The following is a 15,661-nucleotide window of genomic DNA, read 5'->3' as shown; positions in this document are numbered from 1 at the left end:
AGCCTGCGGCAGCTCCTACGGGGGATCGTTGTGTTTACACCCTGATAAGAGAACCCCATGCCTCAACTGCGTCCTTACAAAGTTGCACTCAACGGCTACGGCCGGATTGGTCGTTGCGTCTTGCGTGCGTTGTTTGAGCGAGGGGCGGCTGCCGGGTTTGAAATTGTTGCACTGAATGATTTGGCCGATATGGCCAGCCTCGAATATTTGACGCGCTTCGACTCCACCCATGGCCGGTTCCCCGGCGACATACGGATCGAAGGCGACTGCCTGCATATCAATGGCGACTGCGTGAAAGTGTTCCGCAGTGCCACCCCCGAAGGTATCGACTGGGCCGCGCTGGGCGTGGATCTGGTGCTGGAATGCTCCGGCGTCTATCACTCCCGTGCCGACGGCCAGCGCTTTCTCGATGCCGGGGCACCCCGTGTACTGTTCTCGCAGCCAATGGCCAGCGAAGCTGATGTCGACGCGACCATCGTGTATGGCGTCAACCAGCACACCCTCACCGGCGACGAGCGCCTGGTGTCCAACGCCTCGTGCACCACTAACTGCGGCGTGCCGCTGTTGCGCCTGCTCGACGAAGCGTTCGGCCTTGAGTACGTATCGATTACCACGATCCACTCGGCCATGAATGACCAGCCGGTGATTGATGCCTACCACCATGAAGACCTGCGTCGTACACGCTCGGCGTTTCAGTCGGTGATTCCGGTGTCCACCGGCCTCGCCAAAGGTATTGAGCGTTTATTGCCGGAACTTGCCGGGCGGATTCAAGCCAAAGCCGTACGTGTGCCGACCCTGAATGTGTCATGTCTGGACATTACCTTGGTCACGGCGCGTGACACCGACGCCACCGAAGTTAACCGTGTACTGCGCGAGGCGGCGACCAGCGGCCCGCTCAAAGGCCTGTTGGCGTACACCGAGTTGCCGCACGCCAGTTGCGATTTTAACCACGACCCGCATTCGGCCATCGTCGATGCCAGCCAGACCCGCGTTTCCGGCCCACGGCTGGTGAACCTGCTGGCTTGGTTCGACAACGAATGGGGTTTTGCCAATCGAATGATCGATGTGGCCGAGCACTATTTGCACATCACTCACCCTAAACCCGCTCTCTAACATTAGAAACTCAGGAACTGCGACCCATGACCGTGTTGAAGATGACCGACCTCGATCTCCAAGGTAAGCGCGTACTGATCCGCGAAGACCTCAACGTCCCGGTAAAGGACGGTGTTGTCGCCAGCGATGCGCGCATCCTTGCTTCGCTGCCGACCATCAAGCTGGCCCTGGAAAAAGGCGCAGCGGTTATGGTCTGCTCGCACCTGGGGCGTCCGACTGAAGGCGAGTTCTCGGCCGAGAACAGCCTCAAGCCAGTCGCTGACTACCTGAGCAAAGCCCTGGGCCGCGAAGTGCCGCTGGTCAGCGACTACCTGAACGGCGTCGACGTTAAAGCGGGCGACATCGTGTTGTTCGAAAACGTGCGCTTCAACAAGGGCGAAAAGAAAAACGCTGACGAACTGGCCCAGCAATACGCCGCCCTGTGCGACGTGTTCGTGATGGACGCTTTCGGTACAGCGCACCGCGCTGAAGGCTCGACCCACGGCGTTGCCAAGTTCGCCAAGGTTGCCGCTGCGGGCCCGTTGCTGGCTGCTGAACTGGAAGCGCTGGGCAAAGCCCTGGGCGCCCCGGCCAAGCCAATGGCGGCCATTGTTGCCGGCTCCAAGGTGTCGACCAAACTCGAAGTGCTGAACAGCCTGAGCCAGATCTGCGACCTGCTGATCGTTGGCGGCGGCATTGCCAACACATTCCTGGCGGCTGCCGGCCACCCGGTAGGCAAATCGCTGTACGAACCCGACCTGCTGGACACTGCCCGCGCCATCGCGGCCAAGGTCAACGTGCCGCTGCCAACCGACGTTGTGGTTGCCAAGCAATTTGCAGAATCAGCCGAAGCGACCGTCAAACTGATCGGCGACGTGGCCGCTGACGACATGATCCTGGACATTGGTCCGCAAACTGCAGCGCACTTCGCTGACCTGCTGAAATCGTCCAAAACCATTCTGTGGAACGGTCCGGTAGGCGTGTTCGAGTTTGACCAGTTCGGCAACGGCACCAAAGTGTTGGCCCAGGCCATTGCTGACAGCGAAGCCTTCTCGATTGCTGGCGGTGGCGACACCTTGGCAGCCATCGACAAATACGGCATTGCTGATCAAATTTCGTACATCTCTACAGGTGGCGGTGCCTTCCTGGAGTTCGTTGAAGGCAAGGTACTGCCTGCTGTTGAAATTCTGGAAAGCCGCGCCAAAGCCTGACTATGACTCAGGCCCTGAAAGGAAGCATGGACATGGTCAAGTTGTTACCGCTGTTGATAGTTGCGGGCTTTTTGGCCGGTTGCGCCGGTTCGGCCCCGCCGCCGGCAGAGGCCGCCACTCCCGAAGAGAGTGGTTGCTACCAGGCCGACTGGCAGGCGCAGAGCGTGCCGCTGGTCAATAAACGCTCAGGGCCTGAAGCGCTGGAAAAATACGAGACCCCGCAAGCCTCAAAAGGGCGCGGGTGCCCTTGAGGCTAATACTGTAGGAGCGAGCTTGCCTCGCGATCTTTTGAATTTTTAAGAGATCGCGAGGCAAGCTCGCTCCTACATAGGGCCGACCAGCCAGGGCTGGAGCTGTAACGTTTCAGCCGCATCGAATTCGCAGCACCGGGGCCAACCCCCGATCTGCAATAACTTGAATCGCAGCCGCCGCTACGGCAGGCTTGCACGATTAACGACCCTTGTCCGGGAGAGACACACACAATGGCACTTATCAGCATGCGCCAGATGTTGGACCACGCCGCCGAATTCGGCTACGGCGTTCCAGCCTTCAACGTCAACAACCTTGAGCAGATGCGCGCGATCATGGAAGCCGCTGACAAGACTGACTCCCCGGTGATCGTTCAGGCTTCGGCCGGTGCGCGCAAGTACGCAGGTGCGCCGTTCCTGCGTCACCTGATTCTGGCGGCCATCGAAGAATTCCCGCATATCCCGGTGTGCATGCACCAAGACCACGGCACCAGCCCTGACGTCTGCCAGCGCTCCATCCAGCTGGGCTTCAGCTCGGTCATGATGGACGGCTCGCTGGGCGAAGACGGTAAAACCCCTACCGACTACGACTACAACGTTCGCGTGACTCAGCAAACCGTTGCCATGGCGCACGCTTGCGGTGTGTCGGTTGAAGGCGAGCTGGGCTGCCTAGGTTCCCTGGAAACCGGCATGGCGGGCGAAGAAGACGGTATCGGCGCTGAAGGCGTTCTGGATCACAGCCAAATGCTGACCGACCCGGAAGAAGCCGCAGACTTCGTAAAACGCACCCAAGTGGACGCCCTGGCCATCGCCATCGGCACTTCCCACGGCGCTTACAAGTTCACCAAGCCACCTACCGGCGACGTGTTGGCGATTGACCGCATCAAAGAAATCCACAAGCGCATCCCCAATACTCACCTGGTAATGCACGGTTCGTCTTCGGTGCCACAAGAGTGGCTGGCGATCATCAACCAGTACGGCGGCGACATCAAAGAAACCTACGGCGTGCCGGTTGAAGAAATCGTTGAAGGCATCAAGTACGGCGTGCGCAAGGTCAACATCGACACCGACCTGCGTCTGGCCTCGACTGGCGCCATGCGTCGCCTGATGGCAACCAACCCAAGCGAGTTCGACCCGCGCAAGTTCTTCGGCGCTACCGTAACGGCCATGCGCGACGTGTGCATCGCCCGTTACGAAGCCTTCGGCACCGCTGGCAATGCCTCGAAGATCAAACCGATCTCCCTGGAAGCCATGTACCAGCGTTACCTCAAAGGTGAGCTGAACGCCAAGGTCAACTAAGCCTTAAGCGTCATGAAAAAGCCCGCAGCGATGCGGGCTTTTTTGTGCCTGGTACACGGATTCATCTGTAGGAGCGAGCTTGTCTCGCGATCTTTTAAACGATCAAAAGATCGCGAGGCGAGCTCGCTCCTACAAGGTGTGGTGTATTTTTTCGGGATCTATGCCGTTGCCCTTGAGCAGGGCGTCCACCAGTGAGCGGGCCATCTCGACCGAGTGCACCAGCGACCACACCAGCCCGCGCTCGATGCCGCTGGCCATTTCGGTGATTTCATCCGACACCTCTTCTGCCCCCTTGAGCATGATCGACACGTGCTGCAAAGCTTGCAGGGCGCGAACATCTGCCAGCACGGCAAACGGTGACTCAGGGCTGATGCCTTGCGCCAGTGTCGGCTGCAAGGTCTCCAGGTCTACGGGAGGGTCTTCGCGCAGGCGTTGGAGCAGGTCTTGGGTTGCATCATCGTGCAGATGATCATCACGCTGAATGCGTTTTGCTTTAGGACCGTCGGGCGTCGTCTTTTTCATGTCTCTTCCACGGGGATCATCGGCGACTCAAGAAGATAGCCCCCGGCCTTTCCATGCGGCAAGCAGCGCTTGCGGTCCCCACGCTTTCTCGGAAGTGTCCGCCTCTTGGCAACGTAAAAGTCTGACAAGGTAGCCATAAAAGCTGGATTCGCTACACTGGCGAACTTTTACGCTGTGCGTTGGCGCCCCATGACCGTTCTCAAATACCTCCAGGCTTACCCCCAATCGTTGCAGGATCAAGTGCGCCAATTGATCGAGCGCGACCAATTGGGCAGCTACCTGAACGAGCGTTATCCACAGCGCCATGCGGTGCAGAGCGACAAGGCCTTGTATGCCTACGCGCACGAGATCAAACAGGAATACCTGCGCAACGCGCCGTCCTTTGACAAGGTGCTGTTTGATAACCGCCTCGACCTCACCCACCGTGCGCTGGGCTTGCACACGACTATTTCGCGGGTGCAGGGTGGCAAGCTCAAGGCCAAAAAAGAACTGCGCGTGGCCTCGTTGTTCAAGGAAGCTGCGCCAGAGTTCTTGAGGATGATCGTGGTGCACGAACTGGCGCACCTCAAAGAGTCCGACCACAACAAGGCGTTCTACAAACTGTGCGAACACATGCTGCCGGGTTATCACCAACTGGAGTTTGACCTGCGGGTGTACCTGACCTGGCGCGATGCCCGCACTTAAGCTCGCACCTACAGGTGGCGTACTACATAACGGGAGTTCTGAATGGAAGTCAGTAAAACCAAAAGCAGTTTTTACCGGCGTTTGTACGTGGCCTGGTTGATCGACAGCCAAACCGCCAGCAGTGTGCCAGCGCTGACCGATGTCACCGGCATGCCGCGCCGTACGGCCCAGGACACCATTGCCGCCCTGGCCGATCTGGACATCGTGTGTGAGTTTGAACAACAGGACGGCGCCCGCAACCATGCCGGGCGCTACCTGATTCACAGCTGGGGGCCGATCGACAAAGCCTGGGTCGGCCAGCACCTGGAGCAGATCAAGCAGGTGCTCGGTTACCCTTAAGCACGGCGCATGCCGATGTGCGGGATGTCATCTTCAAGGTACGTCTCGCCTTCGGCCCGAAACCCGTGCTGCTCATAAAATGGCTGCAAGTGCGCTTGCGCGGACATGAAAATCGGTTGCCCGGACCAATACTCTTCGATGTTTTCCAGCGCCACTTCCAGCAGGCGGTGCCCAAGCTTTTGCCCGCGGCCTTGGGGTGCAATGATCACCCGGCCAATGACCACGTCGCCGCCTTGGGATTCGGGGTCGAGCAAGCGGGCGTAGGCCACCAGCTTGTCGTCTTGCCAGCCCATCACGTGCAGCGTATCGCCCGACAGGTCTTGGCCGTCGACATCTTGATACGCGCATTTCTGTTCAACGACGAAGACTTCCGAGCGCAGCTCCAGAATGGCGTAGAGCTGTTCTTTGCCCAGATCGTCGTGGTGTTTGCAGAGCCAGTCAGTGGTCACGGTGTTGTCCTTGTTATCGAAACGATGGCCCGATAGTAGGCGTGATACTGACTGGCGCCAAGCTGCGATAAATCCTACGGAGCTTTGACCAAATGTGCAGCTAGGGTGCGCAATGGGCCGAGTTGACGGCAGATCAGCGCCAACTGGGTTTGCACCAGCCGCAGGTTCTCATCAATGTCATCCGGCATCTGCTCCAGCTCATTGGCCAGTTTTTCTTCCTCGTCGCTTTGCACCGGCACCGGCAGCTTGGCGCTCAAGCCTTGGGCAATCTGGTCGATGCTGTCAGCAATGCGCCGCCCGGCGCCTTCGATCAACTGCTCGCGCAGCTCTGCCGGCAGCTCAGTGCCGCGATGCGCGCCCAGCCCCGACAAATAACTGAGCAAGGTGTGCGAGAGCACCAGAAAGCGGAAGCCCATGTCGGCGTCCTTACGGAAATGCCCCGGCTCCATCAGCATGTTGGCCAGCGTGGTCGACAGCGCCGCATCGGCGTTGTGGGCGTTACGCCGGGCCAGACGATAGGCCAGGTCGTCACTTTTGCCCTGGGCGTATTGCTGGAGGATCTGGCGCAGGTACTGGCTGTTGCAGCTCAAGGTATTGGCCAGCGCCTGATTGAGCCGACGGCCCTGCCAGTCCGGCAAGAACAGGAACACCGCTGCCGCCGCAATCACGCTGCCCACCAAGGTATCGAACAGCCGTGGCAAGAACAGCCCGTAACCGTCGCCCACCTGGTTGAAGCAGAACAGAACCATCAAAGTAATGGCGGCCGTGCTCAAGGTGTAACGCGTGGTGCGGTTGGTAAAGAACACCACCCCGGCCACTACCGCAAACAGCGACTGAATGATGGGGTTGGGGAACAGGTCGAACAGCGCCCAGCCCACCGCCAGACCGATGGCCGTGCCGATGATCCGCTGGCTGAACTTGCGCCGCGTCGCGCCGTAGCTTGGCTGGCAGACAAACAGCGTGGTGAGGATGATCCAGTAGCCTTGGCTTGGGTGAATCCAGTGCACCATGCCAAAGCCGATGCTCAGCGCCAAAGGCAGGCGCAGGGCGTGGCGAAAGATCAGCGACGTCGGTGTGAGGTGCTGACGCAGGCGCGACCACACGTCCTTGAGGTTGCGCGGCGAACGGTCCAGCAGGCTGCTGTCGGTGGCGTCGGCCAGGGCGTCGGGGTTGCTCGCATCGCTGAGCAAACGGTCCAGCGTGCCGAGGTTGGCCGCCAGCGCGCGCAGTGAGCGCAGCAGCCCGCGCCAGGCCGGGTTGCTCTGGATGCGCAAGTGTTCGAGGGAGGCGTGCAAGTCGCCCAAGGCCTCGGCAAAACTGTCGTCATAGACAAACGGCTGGCGCAGCTTGATCGACTCCGACAGGCGCTGGCAGGCCACACCTTGCTGGCGCAGCAGGCGTTGGCAACGGAACATCACGTCACTGTGGAAGAACGCATCGGCGAGTGCGTTGTACGGGTAGTGCGACGAGCTGGCGCGTTCGTGAATGTCTTGCGCGAGGAAGTACAGCTTGAGGTAACGGCTGATTTTCGAGCCCGGCCGCGAGTTGCCGACCCGGTGCAAAATAATCTCTTTGGCGGTATTGAGCGCGGCCACTACACGGCCGTTTTGTCGGGCCAGCTCCAGGCGGCCTGCTTCTACATCCAGCTTGCGCACCGGTTCGAACAGTGCCGACTTGAGCTTGAGGTACAGGCCCAGTTCCCAAAACAGCCGCGCCAGGCTTTGCTGCACCGGCTGGTTGGAAAACAGCGCCTGCCACAGCACCGAGAGCAGCCCGTACCAGGCCGCACCGGCCACCAGCAACAGCGGCTCGTGCCAGAAATCGGTGACTTCGCCGCCGCGCTGGTCCACGCCGATCATGGTGTACACGGCCAGAATCAACGTGGCCGAGGCAATCGCCCCGTACCGTTCACCCAGCGCCCCGAGCATGGTCAGGGCAAAACTGGCCAGGGCCAGCGCGATGACCAGCAGCCAAGGGTAGGGGAAGAGTAATTCGACACTCAGCGCCGAGGCGCTGAAGCACACCAGCGTGACCAGCAACGCATTCAGGCGGCCTTGCCAGCTGTCATCGGTTTCGGCCAGGGCGCTGGCAATAATCCCCAGGAACAAAGGAATCAGCAGCGACATCTCGTCCTGATACCAGCAAAAAGCCATGCTGCCGGTCAGGGCGATGAACACCCGGACGCTGTAACTGAACTTGTCCCGCGCCCACAAGCGGCGCAGTGATTGGCTGAAAGAGGTCGATGACATGGAGTGGCGGTGCCTGGCTCGAGATTCGCTAAATTGAGCCAGATAAGACGCTAGTGCAATGGCACTGTTCACATCGGACAGAAAATATTTTTTGCCTGAATGCAAACCCGCGTTGAAGGTACGCCTGTGTCAGGCGTACTGCGCGGCGGCATACCCCGACGCCCACGCCCACTGGAAGTTGAAACCGCCCAGGTGGCCGCTCACATCCAGTACTTCGCCGACAAAATACAGCCCCGGGCTTTTTAGCGATTCCATGGTCTTGGACGACACTTCGCGGGTGTCCACGCCGCCCAGCGTGACTTCGGCGGTGCGATAGCCTTCGGTCCCGGCGGGCACGACAGTCCAGCACGCCAGCTTGTTAGCCACGTCGGCCAGTTCGCTTGGGGTGTATTGCTTCATGGGTTTGGACACGAACCAATGCTCGGCCAGCAAGTTGGCCATCTTCTTGGTGAAGATTTCCCCGAGCAGGGTTTTCAGTTCGCTGTTCGGGCGTTCGGCCTGTTGCGCTTGCAGCCAGCTCAGCGCGTCCAGATCCGGCAACAGGTTGATCTCAACCGTGTCACCGCTGTTCCAGAACGACGAAATCTGCAAAATCGCCGGGCCGCTCAGGCCGCGGTGGGTGAACAGAATGTTCTCGCGAAAACTCTGATCGTTGCAGCTCACCAGGCAGTCCACCGAGGTGCCCGACAGTTCGCTGCAAATCTCTTTGAGCTGATCGGTAATGGTGAACGGCACCAGCCCTGCGCGGGTCGGCAGCAAGGTGTGGCCAAACTGCTTGGCCACTTGGTAACCAAACCCGGTGGCGCCCAGCGTCGGGATCGACAAGCCGCCGGTGGCGATCACCAGCGACTGGCAGTTCAACTGATCCAGCGTGGTCTTGAGGCTGTAACCGCTGTCGGTTTTTTCGATCTGCTCAACCGAGGTGTCCAGGTGCAGGCTGACACCGGCTTGCTGGCACTCGCTGAGGAGCATCTCAAGGATGTCGCTGGACTTGTTATCGCAAAACAGCTGGCCGAGTTTTTTCTCGTGGTAAGGCACGCCGTGCCTGCTCACCAGTTCGATGAAATCCCATTGGGTGTAGCGGGCCAGCGCTGATTTGCAGAAGTGCGGGTTCTGCGACAGGAAGTTACCCGGCTCGGTGTACATATTGGTGAAATTGCAGCGACCACCGCCCGACATCAGGATTTTTTTGCCCGCCTTGTTGGCGTGGTCGATCAGCAACACCTTGCGCCCACGCCCGGCAGCGGTCAGCGCGCACATCAAACCTGCGGCGCCAGCGCCAATAATCACAACGTCGGTGGTACGCAAAGCGGTGTCCTCAAAACTTCAGATAATCGTGTAGGAGCGAGCTTGTCTCGCGATCTTTGCTTTTAAAAATCAAAAGATCGCGAGGCAAGCTCGCTCCTACAGGGGGGGGGTTACAACACCCGAACGCGCAGCGAGCGGCCTTTGATTTTGCCTTCGCTCAAGCGCTGGCAAGCCTGCTTGGCAACGGTGCGATCCACGGCCACGTAGGCCTGGAAGTCAAAGATCGCGATTTTGCCGACCTGGGCACCGGGGATGCCTGCGTCGCCGGTCAAGGCACCCAGAATGTCGCCCGGGCGGACTTTGTCTTTGCGGCCTGCGCCGATCACCAGAGTGCTCATGGCTGGCAGCAACGGGGCGCCGCCCTTGGAGGTCAGGGTGTCCAGCGATTCCCAGTTCAACGGGGCCTTTTGCAGTTGCTCGATGGCCTGGGCGCGGTGCGCTTCAGACGGTGCCACCAGGCTGATCGCGATGCCTTTTTCGCCTGCACGGCCGGTACGGCCCACGCGGTGAATGTGGATCTCCGAATCACGCGCCAACTCAACGTTGATCACCATGTCCAGCGCGTCGATGTCCAGACCACGGGCGGCTACGTCAGTGGCAACCAGTACCGAGGTCGAGCGGTTGGCGAACATTGCCAGCACTTGATCGCGGTCGCGCTGTTCCAGGTCACCGTGCAGGCCAACCGCCGAAATGCCTTTGGAGGTCAGGTGATCAACGGTTTCTTGTACCTGCTGCTTGGTGAAGCAGAACGCCACGCACGACTGCGGACGGAAGTGCCCCAGCACTTTGGTCACGGCGCTCATGCGCTCGTCGGGTGCGATTTCGTAGAAACGCTGCTCGATCTGGCTGTCGGTGTGCAGCGCTTCAGCCTTGACTTGCTGCGGGTCGCGCATGAACTTGGAGGCCAACTGCTTGATGCCCACCGGGTAAGTGGCCGAAAACAGCAGGGTCTGGCGGCGTGCCGGGGTCTGCACAATGATGTCTTCGATGGCGTCGTAGAAACCCATGTCGAGCATGCGGTCGGCTTCGTCGAGCACCAGCGTGTTCAGGCCGTCGAGCACCAGCGAACCTTTGCGCAAGTGCTGCTGGATACGCCCCGGCGTGCCGACGATGATGTGCGCGCCGTGCTCCAGCGAGCCGATTTGCGGGCCGAACGACACGCCGCCACACAGGGTCAGCACTTTAATGTTGTCTTCGGCGCGGGCCAGACGGCGGATTTCCTTGGCCACCTGGTCAGCCAGTTCGCGGGTAGGGCAGATCACCAGCGCCTGGCAGCCGAAGTAGCGCGGGTTGATCGGGTTCAGCAGGCCGATGCCGAAGGCGGCGGTTTTGCCGCTGCCGGTCTTGGCCTGAGCGATCAGGTCCATGCCTTTGAGGATCACCGGCAAGCTCTGCGCCTGAATCGGCGTCATCTGGGCATAACCGAGGGAGTCGAGGTTAGCCAGCATGGCGGCGGACAGGGGGAGCGTGTTGAAAGCGGTGGCAATGGTGGTCACGGGACTGGCCTGCAAAACAAAATGTCGCGCAGTGTAACAGCCCGTTGCCCAATGCCCGAACATTCTGGACGAGAAGTCACCAAGGATTCTGTAGGAGCGAGCTTGTCTCGCGATCTTTTGATCTTTTTAAAAGATCGCGAGGCAAGCTCGCTCCTACAGAGTGAACGGGTTAATGATCCAGCTCATGCTCCGAGTTGGCTTTGGGCTTGCGCCCATCCTGCGGTGACAGTTGCAAGAATATCGCCGCCGCCAGCATGGCCATGATGCCGACGGTCAGGAACGTCAACTGGAACGCCCCCAGCACGGTGTGCACGTCGTCACCGGCGCCGTCACCCGAGAACCCCCCCAGCAAGGCACCGGCACAGGCAACCCCAAGGCTCAACGACAACTGCGCCACCACCGAGAGCAAGCTGTTGCCACTGCTGGCGCTGGCATCGTCCAGGTCGATCAAGGTCACGGTGTTCATGGCAGTGAACTGCAGCGAGTTGATGGCCCCCAAAATCGCCAGCATCGTCAGCAGCAGCGGGTACGGGGTTTGAGCCGTGACCAGGCCCATGCTGGCCAGCATGATGCCGAGTGCCAGTGTGTTGCCGGTCAGGATCGTGCGATAGCCCAGACGTTCGATCAACGGCCGTGCGCCCCACTTGGCCAGCATGGCGGCGGCTGCCAGTGGCAACATGCTCATGCCGGCGTCTGACGGTGAGTAGCCCAGCGCCACTTGCAGCAGCAACGGCACCAGAAACGGCAAGGCGCCGCTGCCCAGGCGGGCAAACAGGTTGCCCAAAATGCCCACGGCAAAGGTCTTGGTTTTAAACAGCGTCGGGGAAAACAGCGGGTTGCTGATGTTGGCGGCCCGCAGCCAGTACGCCGCCAGGCACGCCAGCCCGGCAAACAGCAGCAACATGACCCGCAGGTGCGGCATGTGCAGTTCGCCCAGGCCTTCCATGGCAATGGTGATAAACACCATGGCCGCGCCAAACAGTAAGAAGCCCCAGGCATCGAAGCGTGAGCGCCCGTCGCCGCGCAAGTCGGGGATCATTTTCCAGACCGCCCAGCAGCCGAGCATGCCCACCGGCAGGTTGATCAAAAAGATCCAGTGCCAGCTCAGGTACTGCACCATCCAGCCGCCCAGGGTGGGGCCGATCAGCGGGCCGAGCAGGCCGGGGATGGTAATAAAGCCCATGATCCGCACCAGTTCTGAACGCGGGTAGGCCTTAAGCACCACCAGCCGCCCGACCGGCACCATCAAGGCACCGCCCAGGCCTTGAAGCACACGGGCGGCGATCAATTCGTTGAGCGTGCCGGACAAGGCGCACAGCAGCGAACCTAGGCTGAACAGCAAAATGGCGCTGAAGAAGATTTTTTTGGTGCCGAAGCGGTCAGCGATCCAGCCCGAGGCCGGGATCAGCAAGGCCACTGTGAGCATGTAGGCAACGATCACCCCTTGCATGCGCAGCGGGTTTTCCTTGAGGTCGCTGGCCATGGCCGGCAGTGCGGTGTTGAGGATCGTGCCGTCGAGCGACTGCATGAAGAACGCGATGGCCACTACCCAAGGCAACCACCGTAAAATTTCGGGCGTGAGAACCGGACGTTCGGGCATAGGACCTCTTGTTGTGATCATTCAAAAACCTGTGGGAGCGGGCTTGCTCGCGATGCAGGCGACTCGGTATGCCTGCATCATCGTGCCGCTGCCATCGCGAGCAAGCCCGCTCCCACAATTTGGAGTGATGCTGCCTCTTACAACGTGAGCGTGAGTTTTTTGACCACTGCACCCGGCAATAGATTCGATGCAGTCTGGCGTTGGTCGTAGGTGCTGGCCGAGACCAGCAGCTCCCGCTCTGCCGTCAGTGCTTCTAGCTGCGAACCCAGCAGGCTGTACACGCTGTCATCAAACCGCATGGTGTTGACCGGGGCCTTGATCTCGCCGTCTTCGACCCAGAACGTGGCGAACCGGGTCATGCCGGTCAGGCGTGCTGCTGGTTGATCAGAGTAGTTCAAGTACCACAGGTTGCTGATGTACAACCCGGTGCCCAACTGCTTGAGGATGTCGGCTTGCGCCAGTTGCCCGGCCGCCATCGCCAGTGCGCTGGGTGCTTCGCTGCCCGGCGCGCCGTTGACCTTGAGGCCGTATTCGGCCGCGCTGCGCGAGCTCACCAGTTGCTCGGCGGCCTTGCCGTGTTTGACCAGCGACAAGTCCTGGCGCGGGTAGCCCTCGCCGGAAAACGCCGGGCTTAACGACTGGCTCACGTGTTCGTCCAGCGACACCAGCGGGCTCAGCTCGGCATCACCGCCATAGAGCTTTTGCAGCGGGCTGTATTTGCTGGCCAGCGCTTGGGCCGAAAAGCCGCCCCAGCAGAGCATGCTCATGACTTCTTCCAGTGCCGCGGGGGCCAGGTAAGCACGGTACTCACCCGGCGCCAGCACGTGGGCCGGGCGGTCGAGAAACGCCAATTGCTCGCGGGCCAGTTGCATGCGCTGGGCGAAGCGCTCGCTGTCCCACTGGGCACCGGCGTAGCTGGCTTTAACCGCTTGGCCGTTGCTGTGGAACAGGCTCCAGTCAAAGTTGAAACTGTTGGCCTCATGCCAGCCCAGCGCGCCTTGTGAACTGGCGTAGCCGTAGCTGATCGGGCCGCTGGCGTAGAAACCGACCAGATCGACCCCGTGGGCGGCGCGGCGGATTTCATCCAGCACCTGCGCGGTGTCCGGCAACGCTTCGGCCTGCTCGGTGTGGCTGTGCCACGGCTCGGGGTTGAGCAGCAGGTACGGGTCGACCGGCAGCAGCGGCACGGTGTCGCGCAGTTGTTTCAGCGCATCGGCCACGCGTTGTTGGTCAACCGCAGGCTCACCGGCCAGGGTCACGTTGACGCTGGCATGGCGGCCTTCGTTGATCAGCTTGAGGCTAAGGCTGGCTTGCTGAACCACACCGGCCTGGCGCACTTTGCCCTTATTGAAGCGAATAAATTCCGAGGTTTCGGCGTTGTAGCCCACGGTGAACTGCTCGGGGCTGACCAGCGCCTTGCGCAGCCACGCCACCAACCCTTCGAACTGCTCGGCCTGACTCATTGGCGTACCCATCAGGCATCCCCTCCAAACACATCAATTTGACTGAACACACAGGCCGGGGACGCGTGCCCCACGCGGATCACCTGGTTGGGTTCACCTTTGCCGCAGTTGGGCGTGCCCAGCACTTTAAAGGTGCTGGCGTCGCCCACGGCGCTGAGGTTGCGCCAGAACTGCTCGGAAATACCCCGGTAGTTGGGGTTTTTCACCACACCTTTGAGTTCGCCATTTTCGATCAACTGGCCCCATTCGCAGCCGAACTGGAACTTGTTGCGGGCATCGTCAATCGACCACGAGCGGTTGTTGGCCATCAAAATGCCGTGCTCGATGCCGCCAATCAACTGCGCCATGGACTGATCGCCCGGCTCGATATTGAGGTTGGCCATGCGGTCAATCGGCGCGCGGTTCCAGCTGCACGCGCGGCTGTTGGCCACGCCTTCGAGGCCTGCGCGGAACTGCGACAGCGCGCCGCCCAGCGGGCGCAGGAGCAGACCTTCGCGGATTAAGAATTCTTTGCTGGCCGGGGTGCCGTCATCGTCAAAGCGGTAACTGGCGAGCTGCTCGGGAATCGTCGGGTCGAACGTCACGTTGAGCAGTTTGGAGCCGTATTGCAGGCTGCCGAAGTCGCTGGTTTTGACGAAGCTGGTGCCAGCGTAATTGCGCTCGTCACCCAAGATCCGGTCCAGCTCCAGCGGGTGGCCGATGGACTCGTGGATCTGCAGGATCATCTGGTCGGGCATCAGCAGCAGGTCTCGGGTGCCTTGCGGGGTGTTGGGGGCGAGCAGCAATTGCAGCGCCTGGTCGGCCACCGTGGGGCCTGCGCCGATCAGCCCGCAGCGGCGGATCACATCGGCGCCGCCTTGCTGGCCAAAGTTATCGCGGCCCAGGGTGCGGCTTTGGCTGTCTTGGCCGTCGTAGGCGGTCACGCTCATGCCGGGGAAGACAAAGCGTTGCGCCTGACGCAGCTCGGCGCCTGCACTGTTGAGGTAGATCTGCTCGACATGGGTCAGCCCCAGCGAGGCGACCCAACTGACCAGTCGCTCGTCCTTGGGCACGGCGGCTGACTCGGCGCCCAGCAGCGCATAGCAGTCGCTCAGGGACGGGAACGCCTGGTCGAGATCGGGCGAGCAGTAATCAAACTTGGCGTTAGACACCGGCTCGTGGCTCAGGTCGAGCAGCGCGTGGTCGGCGATCAACTGGGCCTGGGCTTCGGCACGTTCCAACGCGGCTTGCAGCCCCGCCTGGGATAAATCGTTGGTGGCCGCGTAGGCTTCCACGCCCTTGAGCCGGACGGTCAGCATCGCCCCTTGATCGTGATTGAAATAAGGCGGTTCTGCGATGTTCTTGCGTACCGACAGGTATTGCCCGGATTCACGTACATAACGCAGCGAAAAGAACTCGGCTCGGGTACGCAGGGCGGCGAAGCGCTGCTTGAGCTGAGGGTGGAAATCGAACATGCACGGACCTCCGAAAGCGGGAAATCGGGTGTACAGCGGGGAGTGAGACGCGAAACGAGGCCCTAGAGTAGGCCTGCGTAGAGGTGGGGGCAAGCGGGGGAGAATGAAACGTCATGGATCTGTAATTACATGGACTCGCCCAAGCCGAGGCGTCTGTGCGCCACGGTGGCATTCTATTAGAAGCCAACGACAGCGAGGGCGAGTCCATGAAAAAGAATACGACGACCAATCAGTACGTGCCAACCGA

General features: G+C 60.7%; 14 protein-coding genes. 6 read left to right on the top strand and 8 right to left on the bottom strand.

The features are described from left to right. Nucleotides 1-57: 57 nt before the first annotated feature. The 4 genes from epd (at nucleotide 58) to fba (ending at nucleotide 3,850) form a co-directional block, all read left to right on the top strand. Nucleotides 58-1,113, top strand: a complete 1,056-nt coding sequence (gene epd / locus TU84_RS16615) for an erythrose-4-phosphate dehydrogenase (RefSeq protein ID WP_048370861.1) — start codon at nucleotides 58-60, stop codon at nucleotides 1,111-1,113. A 26-nt stretch (nucleotides 1,114-1,139) separates the two neighbouring features. Continuing rightward, complete coding sequence (locus tag TU84_RS16610; protein ID WP_048370859.1) at nucleotides 1,140-2,303, top strand: phosphoglycerate kinase; 1,164 nt, start codon at nucleotides 1,140-1,142, stop codon at nucleotides 2,301-2,303. 32 nt (nucleotides 2,304-2,335) lie between these two features. Next, nucleotides 2,336-2,554: a hypothetical protein gene (locus tag TU84_RS16605; RefSeq protein ID WP_048370857.1), complete on the top strand. Its 219-nt coding sequence runs from the start codon at nucleotides 2,336-2,338 to the stop codon at nucleotides 2,552-2,554. A 231-nt stretch (nucleotides 2,555-2,785) separates the two neighbouring features. Further along, complete coding sequence (gene fba / locus TU84_RS16600) at nucleotides 2,786-3,850, top strand: class II fructose-bisphosphate aldolase (protein ID WP_007913760.1); 1,065 nt, start codon at nucleotides 2,786-2,788, stop codon at nucleotides 3,848-3,850. Between the two features lie 129 nt (nucleotides 3,851-3,979). Here the strand turns inward: fba and TU84_RS16595 are convergent, their stop codons facing one another. Further along, nucleotides 3,980-4,372 (bottom strand): hypothetical protein, encoded by a 393-nt coding sequence (locus TU84_RS16595; protein ID WP_048370853.1) that lies wholly within the window; start codon nucleotides 4,370-4,372, stop codon nucleotides 3,980-3,982. Between the two features lie 189 nt (nucleotides 4,373-4,561). Here TU84_RS16595 and TU84_RS16590 point away from each other — a divergent pair, with 189 nt between their 5' ends. Together TU84_RS16590 and TU84_RS16585 are read left to right on the top strand one after the other, a co-directional pair. Beyond that, a complete protein-coding gene (locus TU84_RS16590) occupies nucleotides 4,562-5,056 on the top strand; it encodes a YgjP-like metallopeptidase domain-containing protein (RefSeq protein ID WP_048370851.1) in 495 nt (164 codons plus the stop codon). A 42-nt stretch (nucleotides 5,057-5,098) separates the two neighbouring features. Beyond that, entirely contained in the window at nucleotides 5,099-5,395 is a 297-nt protein-coding gene (locus tag TU84_RS16585; RefSeq protein ID WP_048370849.1) for a winged helix-turn-helix domain-containing protein, read from the top strand. Here the strand turns inward: TU84_RS16585 and TU84_RS16580 are convergent. The 7 genes from TU84_RS16580 to TU84_RS16550 form a co-directional block, all read right to left on the bottom strand. Beyond that, on the bottom strand, nucleotides 5,392-5,844 hold the full coding sequence (locus TU84_RS16580) for a GNAT family N-acetyltransferase (protein WP_048370847.1): 453 nt from the start codon (nucleotides 5,842-5,844) through the stop codon (nucleotides 5,392-5,394). The two genes, TU84_RS16585 and TU84_RS16580, sit on opposite strands and share 4 nt — an antisense overlap. Before the next feature lie 74 nt (nucleotides 5,845-5,918). Continuing rightward, on the bottom strand, nucleotides 5,919-8,093 hold the full coding sequence (yccS, locus tag TU84_RS16575; RefSeq protein ID WP_048370844.1) for a YccS family putative transporter: 2,175 nt from the start codon (nucleotides 8,091-8,093) through the stop codon (nucleotides 5,919-5,921). Nucleotides 8,094-8,222: 129 nt separating this feature from the next. Next, nucleotides 8,223-9,401: a BaiN/RdsA family NAD(P)/FAD-dependent oxidoreductase gene (locus tag TU84_RS16570; protein WP_048370843.1), complete on the bottom strand. Its 1,179-nt coding sequence runs from the start codon at nucleotides 9,399-9,401 to the stop codon at nucleotides 8,223-8,225. Nucleotides 9,402-9,511: 110 nt separating this feature from the next. After that, nucleotides 9,512-10,849 carry an ATP-dependent RNA helicase DbpA gene (dbpA, locus tag TU84_RS16565; protein WP_241486415.1) on the bottom strand — a complete coding sequence of 446 codons (1,338 nt, stop codon included), beginning with the start codon at nucleotides 10,847-10,849 and terminating at the stop codon, nucleotides 9,512-9,514. A 217-nt stretch (nucleotides 10,850-11,066) separates the two neighbouring features. Next, a complete protein-coding gene (gene mdtD / locus TU84_RS16560) occupies nucleotides 11,067-12,497 on the bottom strand; it encodes a multidrug transporter subunit MdtD (RefSeq protein WP_048370838.1) in 1,431 nt (476 codons plus the stop codon). A gap of 137 nt (nucleotides 12,498-12,634) precedes the next feature. Beyond that, nucleotides 12,635-13,972: a TldD/PmbA family protein gene (locus TU84_RS16555; protein WP_048370835.1), complete on the bottom strand. Its 1,338-nt coding sequence runs from the start codon at nucleotides 13,970-13,972 to the stop codon at nucleotides 12,635-12,637. Then, nucleotides 13,972-15,414 (bottom strand): TldD/PmbA family protein, encoded by a 1,443-nt coding sequence (locus tag TU84_RS16550; protein WP_048370833.1) that lies wholly within the window; start codon nucleotides 15,412-15,414, stop codon nucleotides 13,972-13,974. The genes TU84_RS16555 and TU84_RS16550 overlap by 1 nt, the downstream gene beginning before the upstream one ends. Between the last annotated feature and the right edge of the window lie 247 nt (nucleotides 15,415-15,661).

Origin of the sequence: Pseudomonas helleri (assembly GCF_001043025.1) — a bacterium.
Lineage (GTDB): Bacteria > Pseudomonadota > Gammaproteobacteria > Pseudomonadales > Pseudomonadaceae > Aquipseudomonas > Aquipseudomonas helleri.
The sequence above is the reverse complement of the archived record's forward strand: the minus strand, read 5'-3'. Positions and strand labels throughout refer to the sequence as shown.